At 69.2% G+C, this 18,268-nt stretch carries 9 protein-coding genes; 4 read left to right on the top strand and 5 right to left on the bottom strand.

Annotated elements, in window-relative coordinates:
• Positions 1 to 30: 30 nt before the first annotated feature.
• Together OG504_RS37655 and OG504_RS37650 are read right to left on the bottom strand one after the other, a co-directional pair.
• Positions 31 to 747 (bottom strand): hypothetical protein, encoded by a 717-nt coding sequence (locus OG504_RS37655; protein WP_405993809.1) that lies wholly within the window; start codon positions 745 to 747, stop codon positions 31 to 33.
• Positions 744 to 8,342, bottom strand: a complete 7,599-nt coding sequence (locus OG504_RS37650) for a ricin-type beta-trefoil lectin domain protein (protein ID WP_405993808.1) — start codon at positions 8,340 to 8,342, stop codon at positions 744 to 746. The genes OG504_RS37655 and OG504_RS37650 overlap by 4 nt, the downstream gene beginning before the upstream one ends.
• A gap of 542 nt (positions 8,343 to 8,884) precedes the next feature.
• On the opposite strand from OG504_RS37650, the gene OG504_RS37645 reads away from it, so the two are divergent.
• A complete protein-coding gene (locus tag OG504_RS37645) occupies positions 8,885 to 12,310 on the top strand; it encodes a DNRLRE domain-containing protein (RefSeq protein ID WP_405993807.1) in 3,426 nt (1,141 codons plus the stop codon).
• A 16-nt stretch (positions 12,311 to 12,326) separates the two neighbouring features.
• On the opposite strand, the gene OG504_RS37640 is transcribed toward OG504_RS37645, so the two are convergent.
• The 3 genes from OG504_RS37640 to OG504_RS37630 all read right to left on the bottom strand — a co-directional run bounded on the left by OG504_RS37640 (position 12,327) and on the right by OG504_RS37630 (position 14,879).
• Positions 12,327 to 12,842 carry a flavin reductase family protein gene (locus OG504_RS37640; protein WP_405993806.1) on the bottom strand — a complete coding sequence of 172 codons (516 nt, stop codon included), beginning with the start codon at positions 12,840 to 12,842 and terminating at the stop codon, positions 12,327 to 12,329.
• A gap of 225 nt (positions 12,843 to 13,067) precedes the next feature.
• Complete coding sequence (locus OG504_RS37635) at positions 13,068 to 14,243, bottom strand: acyl-CoA dehydrogenase family protein (protein WP_405993805.1); 1,176 nt, start codon at positions 14,241 to 14,243, stop codon at positions 13,068 to 13,070.
• 165 nt (positions 14,244 to 14,408) lie between these two features.
• On the bottom strand, positions 14,409 to 14,879 hold the full coding sequence (locus OG504_RS37630) for an RDD family protein (RefSeq protein WP_366491311.1): 471 nt from the start codon (positions 14,877 to 14,879) through the stop codon (positions 14,409 to 14,411).
• 198 nt (positions 14,880 to 15,077) lie between these two features.
• On the opposite strand from OG504_RS37630, the gene glnA reads away from it, so the two are divergent.
• From glnA to OG504_RS37615, 3 genes are all read left to right on the top strand, one after another.
• Entirely contained in the window at positions 15,078 to 16,487 is a 1,410-nt protein-coding gene (glnA, locus tag OG504_RS37625; protein WP_033284193.1) for a type I glutamate--ammonia ligase, read from the top strand.
• Positions 16,488 to 16,598: 111 nt separating this feature from the next.
• Positions 16,599 to 16,856: a hypothetical protein gene (locus tag OG504_RS37620; protein ID WP_405993804.1), complete on the top strand. Its 258-nt coding sequence runs from the start codon at positions 16,599 to 16,601 to the stop codon at positions 16,854 to 16,856.
• Positions 16,856 to 18,175, top strand: a complete 1,320-nt coding sequence (locus tag OG504_RS37615; protein WP_405993803.1) for a hypothetical protein — start codon at positions 16,856 to 16,858, stop codon at positions 18,173 to 18,175. The genes OG504_RS37620 and OG504_RS37615 overlap by 1 nt, the downstream gene beginning before the upstream one ends.
• The last annotated feature ends 93 nt before the right edge of the window (positions 18,176 to 18,268 follow it).

The following is an 18,268-nucleotide window of genomic DNA, read 5'->3' as shown; positions in this document are numbered from 1 at the left end:
AATTTCAGATCAACGCAGAGGGCCAGAGAACTACACCAAGCCCTGGAGAAACCTCTCGGCATTGTCTCGACCTGCTGCATCACGGGACCACACAGCCCACCGGGACAGGTCGTCCCGAGCAAATACCTTCGCCCAGGTCTCCCACATGTGCACTCTAAATCCATCACCGAAAAACCAGGCTTCACCACAACCATCAACCTCTTCGGCAAGATGCAATCCCAGACACCGTCGGCGCAGCTCTCCAAGAGATTCGAACCCACCCCGGCCGACGACGTCCCAGCTCATGCACTCGGCATAGAGCGCATCGGATTCAATCATCCCCTCAACGCTCCCGAAGACCTTGACGTATTCTCCGCCTTCCGCCTCGGGGAACATGAAATATACGACGCCGTCGAGACTCACCCACACACCAAACGGATGGGCGACGGTGTGCTCGATCAGGGCCAGCATGATCTCGTCGTCCTCCTCGTCGAAATCCAAGGTCGGGAAGAACCCGATCTCCTCTTCGAACGACCACGAGTCACTCCGGTAGCGAAGCCCGCCGAAGCGCTCGCAGATCCGGGACGCCCTGGACACCGCCCCTTCCACGTCCACACCGAACCAGGCGGCCGCGCGCGCGAAATCAGCCGACCCACCAAGATTCTCGCGCGACCATTGAACCCGCGTTGCACGTTCACCGAGGAATGAGATCGCACGCGAGGTCAAACCATTCGGATTCTCCAGAACATGACCCTTCTCATACCTCACTGCCTCCTCCCTCCAGCGGACGTAATGTCCAGCACATCCATCACCCTTTGACACGCAGTGCACGGCGCCATGATTGCCCCGTCCCATTGAGTACCGACTCGACTGCTCAAAATACCCATGGTCGTCATATGGGATCCCCTCACATCCATCCCCGCCTGTAGCGCACGATTGATGCACGCAATCTCACTACACCCGCCATGAGGGTGCACCACAGTATCGAGGATTGCCTTCAGGCCGGGCTCCACCGTCTCATTACCAAAACTTCCGGATGTACCTTCAAATATTGCCGAGAGGCCGGAATCCGTGGTTATTTCCAGCTCACTCACCGTTCCCGGACGCTTCCTCTTTCCAGTGGATTGCTTCAGCGCTTCACGTCTGGCGTCCAAGCGCTCCGGCGCACCTGGAGTGCACGTGTTGTGTACGAGTACCGCGGTCTTCGCTCCGGGCGCCTGCACATAGTAGGTGTGGAGATCCGCAACGGTCAGGTTGTACGTACGGACATGGTCGGTATACGCACGGTTTGTGGTGACGGTGGCCTTGTCGCCGTCGGCGGTGGCCAGGGTCATGCCCGGGGTGAGGTCGGCGGCTCCGAGCCAGGCCTTCTCCGAATCCGACCAGAAGGGGTGTTCCGCGGTGGCGGTGATCTTCTCGGTGCCGTCGGGGGTGGCGATGGTGAGCTCGTTGAGCTCCTTGTCGCCCTCGGTGGTGATGAGGGACGTGACTTCCTCGGAGGTCTTTTCGCCGGTCTCCGGGTCCGTGGAAAGGACCTTGTCGCCGAGTTCGACGTCCTCGATCGGCTTGGTGGTGCCGTCGGCGAGGAGGACCAGGGTTCCGGCGAGGAAGCAGTTCTTGTCCAGGACCTTCTTGGCCACCTCGACGGCCTTCTGGCCCAGCCCCGTCTTCGCCAGGGCCTTGACGCCCGCGCCCACGCCCGCTCCGGCTGCGCCGCCCACCGCGCCGACTGCCGCTCCGATGCCGCCCGCTGTCAGGTAGCCACCGACACTGTGGTCCGCGTTGTCGTCCATGGCGTTGCCGACCAGGCCGCCCGCGAAGCCGGCGACGGCTCCGCAGCCCGCGGCCAGGGCCAGGCCCGCTCCGCCGGTGGCGGCGCCCGCAGCACCGGCCGCGCCGTAGCAGGCGGCGCCGACGGCGACCTCGACCGTGAACGTGATGATCTCGGTCTTGTGCTTGTCCAGCCAGTTGGACGCCTTGCACCACAAGTTGCACTCGGGGGCGGGCTTGGTGACCGTGACGGTCTTCGTCACCGTGACGGTGACCGTCTGGGACCCCGAGCTGCTGCCCGTTCCCGTGCCGCCTCCGCCGCCACCGCCGGACTCGGGGCAGGCCGGGTTGGTCAGGCTGGGGCAGCCGACGTAGGTGCCGGCGCCTCCGCCACCGCCGTCCATCATCGCCTTCAGACCGGTCGGGTCCGAGTGCGAGACCGGGCTGTTGTTGCTGTACGCGTACCCGTTCATGGAGAGCGGGTCGGCGATGTCCAGGACGGGGTCCGCCGAGATGAAGCGGCCCGTCTCCGGGTCGTACTCGCGGGCTCCGAGGTGGATCAGGCCGGTGGTGTTCTCGTCGGTGCCGCCGATGTACGCGCGGTGCAGGGCCCAGGTGTTGCTGGTGGAGCGTTCGACGCCGAACGGGTCCGTCTTCGTTCGCTTGACCTCCTGGCCCGAGGCCAGGGCGATGGTGAACAGGGTGGTGCCCTGGTGGTCGGGGATGAGTGCCAGGAGTGACGTGGTGGTGGAGCCACGGCTGGAGTGACGGAGCACGGACGGCACGCCGGCCTGGGAGTACGTGCGCTGGGAGTAGGCCACGGCGCCGTTGACGTCCGTGGAGAGTTCCTGGCCGTCGAGGTAGAGGGTGTGGCTGCCGGCCGTGGTGGTGATCAGGCGGTTGCCTGCCGCGTCGTAGAGATAGGTGGTGTCGTCGCCCAGGGCCCAGGTCTGCGGGTTGGTCGCGTTGCAGGTGTAGAGCTGGAGGTCCTTGCCGGTGGTGTAGTCGGCGTTGGGTACGTCGAGGCACTTGCCGGAGGCGACGTGCTTGAGGGTGTTGGTGCCGGTCGCCGTCCACTCCTGATTGGCCGCGCCGGTGCAGTCGGCGATGACGATCGCCGTGTTGTTGGCGGTGGCGCCGCCCGAGGGCATCACACAGTGGCCGAGGACCTTGAGCGCGCCGGTCGACGGGTCGGTCTCGGAGTCGGTCGCGTCGATGCGCAGGCGCTGCGGCTTGGTGCCGTTGCAGGTGTAGAGCTGCAGGGCGGTGCCGGCGGTGGTGGAGCCGTTCGACAGGTCCAGGCACTTGCCGGACGCGTTGACCGCCTGGCCCTCGCCCTCCGCGCCGAAGCCGGTGACCGTCTCGACCCTGCCGTCCCAGGTCCAGGTCAGCGACTGGGTGTCGCCCCCGTACATCCGCGTCTTCGCGTTGCCCGAGGCGTCGTAGCCGACGGTGGCGACCGAGTCCACCGTCGAGGAGTCGGAGGTGACCGTGGTCAGGGTGTGCGGCTGGGCGGTGACGCCGGAGCCGGACGGGTCGATGCCGTACTCGTACGACGTGGTGACATTGAGGGTGGAGTCCGCGACCGTCGAGCCGTTCACCAACTCGACGGAGTGGTCGATGAGTTGGTCGCGGTTGCCGATGGCGTCGTAGTGGTATGTCTGCCAGTAGCCGTCGCCGTCCACGGTTGCCGTGACACCGTTCGGGGCACCGGTCGATGTCACCGCGCAGGTCGTCGAGTTGGATGTCCAGGCCTGGTTCAGCTGGCCGAGCACGTCGTACGTGAAGCACTGGCGGTCGGTCTTGACCGCGGTGGAGTCGTCGTCGGCCGTCTTCGGGACGGTGTCGGCGAGGATGGTGATGTTGCCGGCCGCGTCGTAGGTGTACGTGCGGTCGTTGACCCGGTGGGTGTCGGCGGTCTCCCGGTCGGTGACCGTCCTGTTGAGCCGGCCGGTGCTCTCGTCGTAGACGTTGGTCGTCCAGACCCGGTAGGGCTGTTCGCCGGTGACCGCGCGCAGCACCTCGCCGTAGGGCGAGTAGTCGACCTCGGCGGTGTACCAGTCCTCGCCCGATGTGGAGGTGGCGAGCCCGTCGCCGTCGTAACGGGTGACGACGTCTTCCTTCGCGATGCCGCCGACCGCCGGGACGGTCGTCGAGGCGAGCTTGCCGGTCGCGGTGTACGTGTAGCCGTAGGTGTAGGTGCCGGACAGGCCCTTGGTGGCGTCCGCCTCCGGGATCGTCACCGACTTGCCGGTCGGCCGGTACTCGTCGTCGTAGCCGGTGACCGAGGTCGTGTACGCCTTGTCGCCGGTGTAGCGGGTGGAGGTGGCCGGCTGGCCGAGGCCACCGGTGACCGTGTCGTAGGTGAAGGCCGTCAGGGCCTTGCCCGCGGAACTGTCCAGCCGCTGCCCTGTGCTGCGACCGAGCGCGTCGTAGCCGGTCCAGACCGTGGTGCCGTTCGCGTTCTTCGACGTCAGGAGGCGGTCCAGGTCGTCGTACGTAGTGACCGTCGTCCCGGTGTCCGGGTCGATCGCCTTGGTCTGTCGGCCGCGCGCGTCGTACTTCCACTCCCACGCGTTGCCGTCGGCATCCGTCGCGGAGATCCGGTTGCCGCGGGAGTCATAGGCGTAGTGGGTGGAGCTGAAGGCCGCCTTCAGGGCGTCCGTGTAGTGGTCGACGCGGACCGCGCGGCCGAGTTGGTCGGTGTAGGTGCGGGTCGAGGCGGCGCCGGTGGGGGCGATCACCTTGGTGTAGTCGTAGCCGTACTCGTACGTCGTCCGCTTGGCGGCCTTGGCGGTACCCGCCTCGTAGGGGGTGACGGTCAGCGGGCGGTCCATGCCGTCGTACGTCGTGACCGTCGAGGAGCGGAGGACGAAGTCGCTGACGGGCTCGAAGAGTTCACCGGTCGGCTCGCCCTCGGCGAGGTACGCGCCGTCGACCCGGCGGACCGTGCCGCTGGAGTTGTAGTGGGTGTCGGTGATCAGCCGGCCGCCGCCGGCCGCCTCGGACTGGGTCTGGCGGACCCGGCCGAGACCGTCGTAGAGGGTGACGGAGTCCTCGTACGTGCCGTTGTCGCGCAGCGTGTATCCGGTGACGGCGGTGGGCTTGCCGGCCGTGACGGCGTAGGCGTACTTCGTCGACGGTTTGTCGGTGTCCGGGTCCTGGGATGCCGTCCACATCGCGGTGGCACGGCCGAGCGCGTCATAGGCGTAGGTGGTGGTGTTGCCGTTGGCGTCGGTGGCGGTCAGGGCGGTGCCGCGGCCCGGGTCGACGGTCGTGGTGGAGGTGTGGCCGAGGGCGTTGGTCGCAGTGGTGGAGTAGACCTGGCCGGTGGTCGGTGAGTACGTCGTCTTCGCCTGGTTGTTCCCGGCGTCCGTGACCGTGGCGATGCGGCCGTAGTCGTCGTACGTCGTGGTCGAGGTACGGGTCCAGTCGTCGCCAGCGCCGTTGATCGTCCACGTCTTCGTCGTGAGGCCGTAGGTGGGGGCGGTGCCGTATTCGGCGCCGTCGTACGCGGTGCGGGTGCCGGAGACCACGTCGTCGGCGGTCGCGGTGGCGGCGGCCGAGCAGCGCCCTGCCGTGGTCTTGACCTGCTTGACCGCGCCGATGATGTGCTTCGTGGTGTTGTTCAGGTAGTCGGTGACCGTGCAGGTCTCGTCTCCGGTGACCTCTGTGTCACCCTCGGAGTCGACCTTGGTGGGCAGGCCGTAGGTGTCGTAGGTGGTGGAGACGCGGACCAGGGCGGAGGTGCGGGTGTCCTCGCCGGTGGCCGAGACCCGGTTGTAGGTGTCGGTGTGGGCGGTCTGGACCCGGTACGACATCAGGTCCGGGATGCCGTTGTCGCGGGAGCGGTTGCCCAGCTCGACCGCGGTCGGGACGGTCACCGTCCGGGTGGGCCCCATGTAGGTGTCGGCGGCCTTGTTGAAGGTGATGGTCTCGGCGACCGCGCCCTGGAAGGCGGGATGGTCGTCCGCGATCTTCGTCCCGTACGAGGCGTAGACCGAGACGTCCCGGCCCCCTTGGCTCCCCGGCAGCGGGTCGCCGTCCATACCCCGGAAGTAGCGGGTCGCGGTCTTGGACTGGACGATGCCCTCGGTCGAGTCGGTCTTGCCGTGGGTCGTGTACACCAGGCCGTACCCGTGCCACTGGTCGTACGTCCGGGTCTTCTTCTTGGAGAACTCGGTCTCGTTCAGGGCCCAGGCCCCGCCCCCGTCGTACGTGTAGCCGGTGACGACGTCCGGGACGCCGTCCACCCGGGGCTTCTCCGTGATGGAGGTGACGACGTACTTGTTGAACCAGTCGATGGTCTCCTCGGCCGGGTCCGGCGACCAGTAGACCGGGTAGCAAAGACCGGTGTTCTCCTCGGGCTCGGGGAAGCCGGAGCCGGTCGAGCAGGCTCCTGTGGGCGTCGAGTAGTCGACGTCGATCTCGCCGCCGTACTCGGTGACGACACGTCGGATGCGCAGCCGGTCGAAGGCAGGGCGGGGATCGCTCGCGCCCTCCACCACCCGATTGGGCATCGGGGCGTTGTTGTGCGAGAACTCCACCGACGCCATGGGCTCGCTGTCGCCGTCCGGGGCGTCCGCGTCCGGGCCGAAGCCGGTGCGGGTGACGGACTCCAGCCACAGCGGGGGCGAGGTGTCGGTGAGGGTCTTGGGGAAGGACTGCGCGAGCGTGTAGCTGTCGACCTTGTAGAGGGCCGTGTCACCCTTGGCCCGCTGGGTCTTGGTGGTGACGGAGTACAGGCGCAGGTTGTTGAAGAAGGTCGGCGAGCCCACGTAGCAGTTCTCGTCCGGGTCGGCGCAGTACAGGTCCGCGGGGGTGTCGTACCAGTACTGGTTGAGGCCGGGGTCGCCGGACTTGAGGTTCGTGTCGGTACAGACGGCTCCGTCGCCGGAGAAGCAGCGCTGCCGGGTGGTGAAGTCGACCTCGGCGACCGGCTCGGCGGTGTAGAGCGTGGACATGCGCTGCCCGTACTCGATGCGGTCGAGGGTGCTGCCGCGGTGGTAATAGGTGGGGTCCTTGTAGCTGCTGTTCTTCGCGTAGTAGTTGCCCTGGCGGTCCCACCACAGGGACATCACGTTGTTCTGGGGGTCGACGACGAAGTCGAGGTTCCAGCGCCAGGCCTGCTGGCAGAACGAGTCCTTGAAGGCCGCGTGGTAGCAGGGCTCGCCCGCCTGGTTGCCGGCGACCGGCACGGTGAGGACGGAGTCGGTGGTCTCCTTGCCCGAGGTCCATCCGCTGGCGGTGTTGCGGCCGAAGTAGTACTTCGTCCCGTCGCGCGCGGTGATCCGCCAGTACTCGCCCTCGTTGTCGCCGTTGTCGACATCGCTCGCGGTCAGCAGGTCGACGGCGGAGCCGTCGCCGTTGGCGGTCGTCCACACCCCGGTCTCGTCGTCCTTGACCAGTTCGGTGGTGCTCCCGCCGAGGCTCAGCACCGCGTTGTCGGAGCCCTGGCACAGGTCGCCGGTGTCGATGCCCTCGTTGTTGGCGTCACCGGCGGTGTCGTCGGAGCAGGAGCGGTAGGTGGTCTCGATGGAGCCGGGGTTGTAGTCCCAGCCGTCGCCGAGCCAGGAGGCCTGGTTGTTGGAGACGGACGTACGGCCGTCCACGACCTGCGAGTTGTACTGGAAGGCGACCGTCGGGGTCGGCCCGGCCGGGACGGTCGGCGAGGTCACCGAGTAGGTGTACGTGAAGGCGCCCGAGGAACCGCCGGCCGACCAGCTTCCGGCACTGGCGAGCGGGGTGGCGGTGAAGTCGCCCTTGGCTCCGGATCCGGAGTCGACGGCTGCGACGACCGCCGAGCCGGAGGACGAGGACGCCTCGGGGAGCAGGGTCTTCAACGCACCGCCGCCGGCCGCGTTCTCGCGGTAGACGCCGTCGGTCACCGTGCCCTCGTCGCCCGTGGCGGACGCCGTGGACGCCGTGGACGCCGTCCCGGTGGCGGACAGGCCGGTGACGTCGAGGACGGCGGTCGCCCGGCCCGTGTCGTCGTCGTTCTCGGTGGTCAGGTAGGTGGCGTCGGTGCAGCCCTCGGTGTCGGGGGTGGTGAGGAAGCAGGCCGGCAGTTGGACGAGCTGCATCCGGTCGGCCCAGTCGGCGCTGTAGAGCTGCTCGAACTCGCTGTAGTCCAGGGCGACATCGACCTCGCCCGTGGCACCCGCGGGCGGGGTGACGGTGAGCAGTACGCCCTTGACCTCGGCGGTGTCCGTCTGGGCGGCGGAGGCGAGTTCGACGCCCCAGTCACCGGCGAGCGCGGCGGCCTGCGCGGTGCTCGCGTCCTCGGGAGCACCGACCAGGACCGGCAGATCGCCGGCCTTCACAAGAGTGCCGGGGGTGGGTGAGGAGAGGCTGGCGGCAGCCGCGCCACCGGCCGGTGCCTCGGTGTTGGCAGGTTCGTACTCGACCGGCTCGACGGTTCCCTCGCCGGTCAGTTCCTCCAGGGCACCGGTCTCGGCGTCCTCGGCGGTGGACTCGGTCTGCAGGTCGATGAGGTCGACGTCGGTGCGGCCGTTTCCCGGCGGAAGGGCGAAGGCCTGGGCCGGGAGGAGCGCCACGAGCAGGGCGATCGCGACGACGTATCCGATGCGCATCCGGGTGCGGTTACGTCGACTCCAGAACTCCGGAAGTCTCCGGAAAAAGGCAGCACGACGCACGGAACAACCCCCCGATGAGACGGGCCGAGATGGAATTCGAACCCGTGGAAAAACTCGTTGTCAGTGAGCGGAACTTTGAGTCGGAGTCGACCGGATGTCAACTCAACTTCTCCACATGTGCACTTGATCACGCCCATACTCCGGGCATACCTCGATCATCTGGACATTCCATCCCACCAAAGGCTCTGAACTGCCAACTCTCGACCACGAGATGGCCACGCAAGCCCCATCACAACCCCAAGAACGAGTAGCGCACGAGCCAACGATGAGTCATGATCTGCCCTCACATCACCTTTACATCCGTCACCGGATGAAGCCGCTTCACTGGCTTTTCACAGGATTCTCATAGCGCTGCTCGGCGTGCGCTCATTTTCTGGTTTTCCCGTCCCGGGAAATCCAACGGGAGGGGAAAGCGCCCTATGGGCATTCGACAGCGGATACCACGCGGCAGAAACGCCGTCGCCCTTACCGCAGCCGCTTTGGCGGCCGCTTTGGGGCTCGCGGCCCTGCCCCTCCTCGACACCGACACCGCCGCCCCCGGCACCGCCAGGGCGGACGCCTCGAACACCGCGCCGCTCGACGAGGACACCGCCCAGGACAAGGCCCGTAGCACCGCGAAGCGCGTGGAGGTCACCGCACTGCGCACCGCCACGAGCACCACGTACGCCCTGCCCGACGGCCGGTTCGAGTACCAGGCGCACACGGCGGCGATCCGCGCGAAGGTGGACGGCGCGTGGCGGGCCATCGACACCACGCTGGCGCGGACCCGCGACGGGGACTGGAAGCCGAAGGCCACCAACAGCCCGGTGGTGTTCTCGGGCGGCAACGGCACCGGCACCCATGCCGCGCGGGACGCCCGACGGGCGCTGCTCACCACGGACACCGAGGACACCGACGCCGGCGAATCCGCCGTCACCGGCAGCGAGTTGGTGTCCTTCACCAGCGAGGGTCACACCCTGACGCTCACCTGGCCCGGCAGCGTCCCCGAGCCGGTGGTCCAGGACGACCGTGCCCTGTACCGCGAGATCCTCGACGGCGTGGACCTGCTGCTCACCGCGCGCGACACCGGCTTCTCCCACGTCCTGATCGTCAAGACCCGCGCGGCCGCGGCGAGTTCGGCCCTGAAGAAGCTGACCTACGGCCTGACCTCGCCCGACCTGACCTTCTCCGTCGACCCGACGACCGACGTGGTGACCGCCAAGGACGCCGAGGGGTCGGAGATCGCGGTCTCCCCCACGCCCTACATGTGGGACTCCGCCGGTGAGCCCGACACCACGACAGGCGACGACCCCCAGCCCTCGGCCCCCGTCGACGAAACTCCCTCCCCCTCGCACTCGGAGGAGGAGGGAGCGGAGATCGGCGAGGAGACCGACGCCCCTTCGGACAGCGACGACACCAGCGCGCCGACCGCCACAGCCTCCTCCGGAGCGGAGGACACCACGGCCACTCCGTCCTCCCCCGCCAGCGGCGAGGAGAGCGACAGCGCGACCCCGGACTCCGGGACCGGCACGGCGGACCCGGCCGCGTACGACACGGGCAACTCCCCAGCGCTCCAGGCCACTTACCGAACGTCGGCCGCGCTCACCACCGACGAGATCTTCTCCCTCGACGGCCTCGCGGGCCCCGGCATCGGCAGCACGACCGCGATCGCCGACGCGGCCCTGACCGGCGACGACGGAGACGGCCACGAGACCACCCTCACCGTCACCCCCGACGCCGACTTCCTCGCCGCCGAGGACACCGAGCTGCCCCTCTTCATCGACCCTTCCTTCGCCGGCCACAAGGAGGCCTGGACCACGGCGTACACCCGCGCCCCCTTGGCCAGTTTCTGGAACGGCACCAACTTCAACGACGGCACCAGCGAGGCCCGCGTCGGCTACGAGTCGACGACGTACGGCAAGTCGCGCTCGTTCTTCCGCCTCGACTGGAACCCGTCGCTGAAGGGGGCTCAGATCACCTCCGCCTCCATCACCGCTCTGGAGACGTACTCCTGGTCCTGCAACGGCCGCACCGTCCAGCTGTGGGAGACCGGCGCCATCTCCTCCAAGACGACCTGGAACAACCAGCCGTCCTGGAAGAACCAGATCGACTCCAAGGACCTGGCCCACGGTTACAGCAGTTCCTGCCCCGACGACTATGTGAAGTTCGACGCCAAGTCCCTTGCCCAGGACGCCGCCGACGGCGGCTGGGACAAGATCACCATCGGTCTGAAGGCGGCCACGGACGGTGAGGACGACGCGGGCGCCTGGAAGAAGTTCAAGGCCACCGGCGACCACTCCCCCTACATCAAGGCGTACTACAACCGGAAGCCGGCCACCCCGACCTCACTCACCATGACCCCGGGCCCGGACTGCGACCGCACCTCGCCCTACGCCCACGTCGGCAAGTCCGACCTGGTCTTCGCCGCCACGTCCTCCGACAAGGACGGCAACCTCGCGTACCTGGACTTCGAGTTGTGGCGCACCGGCTACGGCGACTCCAAGATCCTCGACAAGAACGTCAGCACCGACACCGCCGGCCACGCCTCCACCACCGTTGCCTCGTCCAAGTTCACGAACGGGTACACCTACTCCTGGCGGGTACGTGCCCTCGACTCCGGGGACGGGCAGGGAGGCGCGGCCGCCGCGTCCGCCTACGCCCCCACCGCCGATCCCCTGGTCTGCCGCTTCGTCTACGACAGCGACGCCCCCAACTCTCCGAAGGTCTCCTCCACCGACTTCCCCGAGGCGGACGACAGCGGCAGCGTCTGGTCGGAGGTCAAGTTCGGCACCGCGGGCTCCTTCACCCTCGCGCCCGACGCCGACACCGACGTCACGAGGTTCGAGTACTCCTTCAACTCCACGGCCTACTCCGGCAGCAGGACCGTCACCGCCGGCGCCTCCGGGACCGTCTCGCTCAAGCCCCCGGTGGCCGGGCCGAGCATCCTGTACGTGCGTGCCGTCGACTCCGCCGGCAATGTCTCGGAGGGCACCAAGTATCTCTTCTACGTCACCCCGCGGGACGTGGCCGACACCGCCGGCGACACCACCGGAGACGGCAACCCCGACCTGCTCGTGATCGACGAGTACGGCGACCTGCGCCTGTACCCGGCCAGTTCTGTCGGTGACCTGCACGTCAGCCTGGACGCCGCACACCGCGCGGGCGTCCCGCTGGTCGCCAACGACGAGAGCGGGTACTGGAAGTCGGCCACCGACGGCTCCCCCGCCCTGATCGCCCACGGCGGCGACCTGCTCCCCGGCGACGGCGCCACCGACCTGATCGCCCGCATGCCGGACGGCGACCTGTACGCCTACCGGGGCGACGGCTACGGCAGCGTGGACGTCTCGCAGCGTATGTCGGTCCGCCTGCCCTCCGGATCCCCCGACCCCGCGGGGTTCACCCAGGTGATCCTCGGTGACTACAACCTGGACGGCCGCCCCGACCTGTTCGCCACCACCAGCGGCGGCGCGCTGTGGGCCTTCAGCGGATACACGGGGGCGACGTTCTCGGCCGCCACACAGATCTCCGCCACCGCGTGGGCCGCACGCGATCTGGTGAGCATCGGCGACCACAACGCCGACGGCGAACCCGACCTGCTCTGGCGCTCGGGCTCGTCCGGGAACCTGTACGTCCGCTACGGCATCGCGGACAGCGGCGGCGGCTCCACCATCGCGTCGTTCTCGACCGCGGCGGGTTCCCTCACCGGCGTCGACACGACGTACGCCACCGGCTGGACCGAGACGGCGAAGCCGACGCTCCACTTCTACGGCACCCCCGACGTCACCGGCGACGACATCCCCGACATCTGGGCCCTCAACAGCGACGGCAGCCTCGATGTGTACGCCGGCGGCAGCGCCTCGATCGGTACCGCCACGAAGGTCATCAGCGCGAACACCACCTGGTTCGCGAAACTGGCCCTCGGCTGAGCCCCGCGCGGCCCCGTCAGGCCAAGGTCCTGAACCCCCGGTCGTAATACACCATCGGGGACCCCTCCCCCAGCCGCACTCCCGTCACCCGGCCGATCAGGACCGTATGGTCACCGGCCGGGTGACGTGCGTGGGCGGAGCAGTCCAGTTCGGACAGGGCCCGCTCGACCGTCGGCAGCCCGCCGGGGCTGGTGGACAGCCCGCCGTCGGCGAACTTGTCGGTGCCCTTGGTGGCGAAGCGCACGGCGAGCGGCCGGTGGTCCGGGGCGAGCACGCTCACGGCGAAGCGGTCGCAGTGCCCGAACGACGGTGCCGAGTCGGCGGAGTTCGCCAGGCACACCAGAACCATCGGCGGCTCCAGCGAGACCGAGCAGAAGGAGCTGGCGGTGAAGCCGCGCGGGGTTCCGTCCTCGCAGCACGTGGTGACGACCACGACACCGGAGGGGAAGCGGGCCATCGCGGCCCGGAACTCCTCAGGCGCCACGGCCGCTCGCGCCTTCTCCAGTACTTCTACTTCCTGACGCTCCGGCATGACGGTGCACCACCTGTCGGGCCTCGCGGAGGCCACCGCGGGTTCAGCAGCCTCGGGGCATCCTCGGATGCGGCTCACCGACAGTGATCGGGACCGCCACCCGGGTCCAGATCGACTATGCGGGCAGCGCGTTGGACCGGCAACCGGGGCGGGGGTGGAGGCGGGGCGGATCGGAGCCCCGCCGGGGCCGGCACCGTGGCGGGGCCAGAGCCGCCCCGACCCCCGTCAGCGCACCGCGCCCACCCCCCGTTCCTCCCCCGACAACGCCCACGCCCCGTAAGCCGCGCCCGTTGTCTCAAAGGAGAGCGCGACATGCGAGGCGGCGCAGTTCACGTCGCGCCAGAAGCGCTGGACCGGGTCCGACGAGGACTGGCCGGAGGTGCCGCTGGTGCGGAAGACGCGGTCCACCGCCGAGACCAGCAGCTCCACCGCGAGCGCGAGGTCGCGGGCGCCCCGGACCGCCGCCTCGCCCTCCGGCGGGCAGGTCTCCGTGCCGTCGGCGATCGCCGCCGTACGCAGGATGAGCAGTTCGGCGGCGTCCACCTCGGCGGCCGAGCGGGCCAGCGCGACCTGGGTCGAGGGCTTCTCGCCCACGGCCTGCCCGCGGCGGTCGACGCGTGCGCCGGTCCGGGCGATCCAGGCCCGCAGCGCGCCCCGGGCCGCGCCGATCAGCGGGGCGGCGAACGGCAGCGCGTTCACGGCGTGCATCGGGACGAGGTGGCAGCGGGCATCCGAGGCGGGGGCCCGGCCCGCGTGGACCACCGAGCGGGCCAGGGTGCGGTGTTCGGGCACGAAGACGTCGGAGAGGACCAGGGTGTCACTGCCCGTCCCGCGCATCCCCACGGTGAACCAGCTGTCCTCGATCGAGAAGTCCGCCCGTGGCACGGCGAAGAAACGCACCTCGGGGCGTACGTCGGGGTCCTCCGGCCGATCCGCCGGTACCGCCGCGCAGGCCAGTGCCCAGTCGGCGAAGTGGACCCCGCTGATGTACTTCCACTCACCGCTCAGCAGCCAGCCCCCGGCCACGGGTTCCGCCTTGCCGGACGGCATCAGCGCGCCGGCCAGCAGGGCGTCCGGGCCGTCCGCCCAGATCTCCGCCTGGCCCTCCGCGGGGAGGAACGCCGCGTACCGCCCGGCGTACGCGGCCAGCGAAGCCGCCCACGCCGCCGATGTGCAGCCCTCCCCCACCAGGCCGACGGCGGAGGTCAGCTCGGTGAAACCACCGGCCTCGCCGCCATGGGCCACCGGCACGAAGTGCCGCGCGAACCCGGCGTCCAGCACCGCCCGGACCACCTCCGGCGAGAGCCGTCGCGCGGTCTCCGCCTCGTCCGTGTGCCGGGCCGCGATCTCGGCGACCTCCGGCGCCCGGGTCACGATCGTCGACTTGTCGCCTTGCGGCATCCTGGCCACCACCTCCGTCGGGAACAGGGAGTGTCCCCGGCCGGACCCGCCCTCGACCGCACCCCGGCCCGAGACCACCCGACCGGCACGGAAAAGAGACACCCGGCACGGCAAAGGGGGCGGCCGGAGATCATCCCGGGCGCCCCCTTCGTCGTACGACTGCCGCTAGATCCGGACCTCCACCGTGCGCGCCAACCGGTCGTGCAGCCCCCGCCCGTCCCGGTCCCAGATCAGCGCCGGGATCGCGATGCACAGGAGGGCGGTGCGGAGCAGGGTGCGGAGGGGGTTGGGGCGGCCGGTGTCGAGGGCGTACACGCGGAGGCCGAAGAGGCGCTTGCCCGGGGTGAAGCCGATCGTGCCGACCGTGAGGGCGCTGAGGACGAAGAAGACGAGGAGGGCCCAGTTGCCGGTCGCGCCCGGCTTGTAGCCGTGGGTGAGCAGGCCGTATGCGATCAACAGACACAGGGCCCAGTCGACGGCGAGGGCGCCGAGCCGGCGGCCCGGGCGGGCGATCGAGCCGGGCCCGTCCTCGGGCAGACCGAGCTGCTCACCGCGGTAACCGAAGTCGACACCTGCTCGCTCCGCGGCCTCACGGGGCCCGGAGAGCCATGAGCCGATTGCATCCCTGTTGTCCACCCGTCCACGGTACTGCCCGCGTTCTGCCATGCGGACAGGAGGGGCCGGCGGGCCCAGGACCGGTTAACTTGGGCGAAACAAATGGGTCACGCTTGAGAAATCCCCCGTCCCTAAGGTCGGGTCCAGCGTGTGCCACCGCACTGGCCGCACGAACGAACTACCACCCCGGCACGGACGGTCGGGAGTAGGAGGAGCTGGATGTTCCAGAACGCCGACGAGGCCAAGAAGTTCATCGCGGACGAGGACGTCAAGTTCGTCGACGTCCGATTCTGCGATCTGCCGGGTGTGATGCAGCACTTCACGCTGCCGGCGACGGCCTTCGACCCGGACGAGGAACTCGCCTTCGACGGCTCCTCGATCCGCGGCTTCCAGGCCATCCACGAGTCCGACATGGCGCTCCGCGCCGACCTGTCGACCGCGCGTGTGGACCCCTTCCGCCGCGACAAGACGGTCAACATCAACTTCTTCATCCACGACCCGATCACGGGCGAGCAGTACTCCCGTGACCCGCGCAACGTGGCGAAGAAGGCCGAGGCGTACCTCGCCTCCACCGGTATCGCCGACACCGCGTACTTCGGTCCCGAGGCCGAGTTCTACGTCTTCGACAGCGTGCGCTTCGAGACCAAGGCGAACGAGAGCTTCTACCACATCGACTCCGAGGCCGGCGCCTGGAACACCGGTGCGGTCGAGGACAACCGCGGTTACAAGGTCCGCTACAAGGGCGGTTACTTCCCGACCCCGCCGGTCGACCACTTCGCCGACCTGCGTGCGGAGATCTCCCTGGAGCTGGCCGCGTCCGGCCTCCAGGTCGAGCGCCAGCACCACGAGGTGGGCACCGCCGGCCAGGCCGAGATCAACTACAAGTTCAACACGCTGCTCGCCGCGGCCGACGACCTCCAGCTCTTCAAGTACATCGTGAAGAACGTGGCCTGGCGCAACGGCAAGACCGCGACCTTCATGCCGAAGCCGATCTTCGGTGACAACGGCTCGGGCATGCACGTCCACTCCTCGCTGTGGGCGGGCGGCTCCCCGCTCTTCTACGACGAGGCCGGCTACGCGGGTCTGTCGGACCTCGCCCGCTACTACATCGGCGGCATCCTCAAGCACGCCCCGTCGCTGCTCGCGTTCACCAACCCGACGGTGAACTCGTACCACCGCCTGGTGCCGGGCTTCGAGGCGCCGGTCAACCTGGTGTACTCGCAGCGCAACCGCTCCGCCGCGATGCGTATCCCGATCACGGGCTCCAACCCGAAGGCCAAACGCGTCGAGTTCCGCGCGCCCGACTCCTCCGGCAACCCGTACCTCGCCTTCTCCGCCCTGCTCCTCGCGGGCCTGGACGGCATCAAGAACAAGATCGAGCCGGCCGAGCCGATCGACAAGGACCTCTACGAGCTGGCCCCCGAGGAGCACGCGGGCGTCGCCCAGGTCCCGACCTCCCTCCCGGCCGTCCTCGACCGCCTCGAGGCCGACCACGAGTTCCTCCTCGCGGGCGACGTCTTCACGTCCGACCTGATCGAGACATGGATCGACTTCAAGCGCACGAACGAGATCGCCCCGCTCCAGCTGCGTCCGCACCCGCACGAGTTCGAGCTCTACTTCGACGTGTGATCCAACCGATCGAACCGATCGTCGGGTGCCCCCGTCTCTCTTCGGAGAGGCGGGGGCACCGTCGTACGCAGACGGGTGTACGCGGACTGCTTTCCGGGAGGGGTAACGGGGATGGGACAGCAACAGGGCGACGAGGAGCGCGAGTTCGACCTCAAGTGGGCCGACGGGGCCGAGCACAAGGAGCCCTCCGCGCGGGCTCGGATGCTGGCCGCGCGGTGGAAGGAGAATCCGCCGGAGCCGATGCCGTTCCGGGGTGAGCCCGAGGGGGTGGGGCCTCGGCGGTCGTCCTGGATATCTACGGCGATTGTGCTGGGGAGTGTCGTCGCGGTCATCGTGTTGTTGGGGTACGTCGACTTCCGGGCGCCGTAATGGAGAGGGACGAGAAGATCGACGTCGGAGAGCCCCTCGCGTGGCTCCGGCTGGACGAGGCGCTGCGTCGTGAGTCGTATGCGCCCTCCGGCCTCGTCGCGTCTCGGCTCGCGATCGACCTGTGCCATCGTGACGGCAGGATCCGGGAGGCGGCGCTGGATCAGGTCGCCGGGGACCCCGGCCTGCTGCCGTTGCTCGTCGTTCGGTGCGGCGACTGGGTCGGGCAAGTGCGGGAGCGGGCGCGGGAGTTGCTGGCCGAGGCCCTCGACATGGACACCGCCGTCGCGCTCGCGCCGCTCATCCTGCTCTTCGGGCGGCGTGGCCGGGGAGCGTTCGCCATCGACCTGCTCGACGAGGTACTGCGGCGGGCGTCCCGCGAACAGCTCGCTCCGCTCCTCACCTGCGCCGACCGTGCCGTGCATCGTCATGCCCATCGGCTCGCTGTCGAGGAGGGGCTCCTCTCCCCCGCCGAACTCGCCCGCGCCGCCGCCCGGGACCCCGACACCGTCGTACAGATCCTGTGCGCGGACGCCGCGCTGGCCGCCGCAGTGAAGACGGGGGACTACGACGGTGTGCTCGCACCGTTGCTCGGGGCGCGGAATCCGCGGGCCCGGGCGACCGGGGTCACCGCGTTGCGGGCGGCGGGGCTGCCGGAGCAGGCGGAGGGGTTTCTCGCGGATCGGTCGGGTGTGGTGCGGGCCTGTGCCCGGTATGTCGTACGGCAGCACGGGGGCGATCCGTTGACGGTGTACCGGGGTTGGTGCTCGGGCGGTGATCCGGTGCCCGGGGCCGTGATCGGGCTCGCGGAGTGTGGGGAGCGAAGGGATGCCGCTCTGTTGTGGCCGCTCGTCTCGCATCCGGCCGCCGCCGTGCGGGCGCGGGCCCTGGGTGGGTTGCGGACCCTGGATGTCGTGGACGTACCGCGGATGCTGCCGTTGCTCGACGATCCGGCGCCCGGGGTCGTGCGGGAGGCGACGCTCGCGTTGTTGCCGTCGGCCGGGCTGGTGCCGGACGGGCCGCTCATGGAACGGCTCGTGGGTGAGTGGCCCAAGGCGTGGCCGCGGCATGTGCGCGTCGGCGCGTTCCGGCTGCTCGACGCGCGGGGCGGGATCGTACGGCTGCGGGCCGCCGTGACCGTGCTTGATGATCCGGATGAGCGGTTGCGGGCCTGGGGTGCGCAGGTGGTGCAGCGGTGGCATCCGGAGGCGGGGATGACGCCCGGGGATGCCGAGGTGGGTGAGCTGCTCGGGCGGGCCCGGCATCTGTTCAGTGAGTACGTGCTGACGCGGCGACTGTGGGAGGCCGGGCTCAACGGTTGACCTGCGCCCGGCCGCGCTCACTGGATTCTCGGGGACCTTTTGCTCCGCCTAGGGCCGATCGGGACCACTTCATGGGAAGGCGCGGGTGCACAC

The sequence above is a fragment of the Streptomyces sp. NBC_00986 genome (assembly GCF_045162565.1).
Lineage (GTDB): Bacteria > Actinomycetota > Actinomycetes > Streptomycetales > Streptomycetaceae > Streptomyces.
This window is presented reverse-complemented; position numbering and strand designations above follow the sequence as displayed.

Excerpts from the sequence above, each read along its gene's own strand:
- OG504_RS37620 (WP_405993804.1), top strand. The coding sequence starts at position 16,599 with ATGGGACAGCAACAGGGCGACGAGGAGCGCGAGTTCGACCTCAAGTGG.
- glnA (WP_033284193.1), top strand. The coding sequence starts at position 15,078 with ATGTTCCAGAACGCCGACGAGGCCAAGAAGTTCATCGCGGACGAGGAC.
- OG504_RS37640 (WP_405993806.1), bottom strand. The coding sequence starts at position 12,842 with ATGCCGGAGCGTCAGGAAGTAGAAGTACTGGAGAAGGCGCGAGCGGCC.
- OG504_RS37635 (WP_405993805.1), bottom strand. The coding sequence starts at position 14,243 with ATGCCGCAAGGCGACAAGTCGACGATCGTGACCCGGGCGCCGGAGGTC.
- OG504_RS37650 (WP_405993808.1), bottom strand. The coding sequence starts at position 8,342 with ATGCGCATCGGATACGTCGTCGCGATCGCCCTGCTCGTGGCGCTCCTC.
- OG504_RS37615 (WP_405993803.1), top strand. The coding sequence starts at position 16,856 with ATGGAGAGGGACGAGAAGATCGACGTCGGAGAGCCCCTCGCGTGGCTC.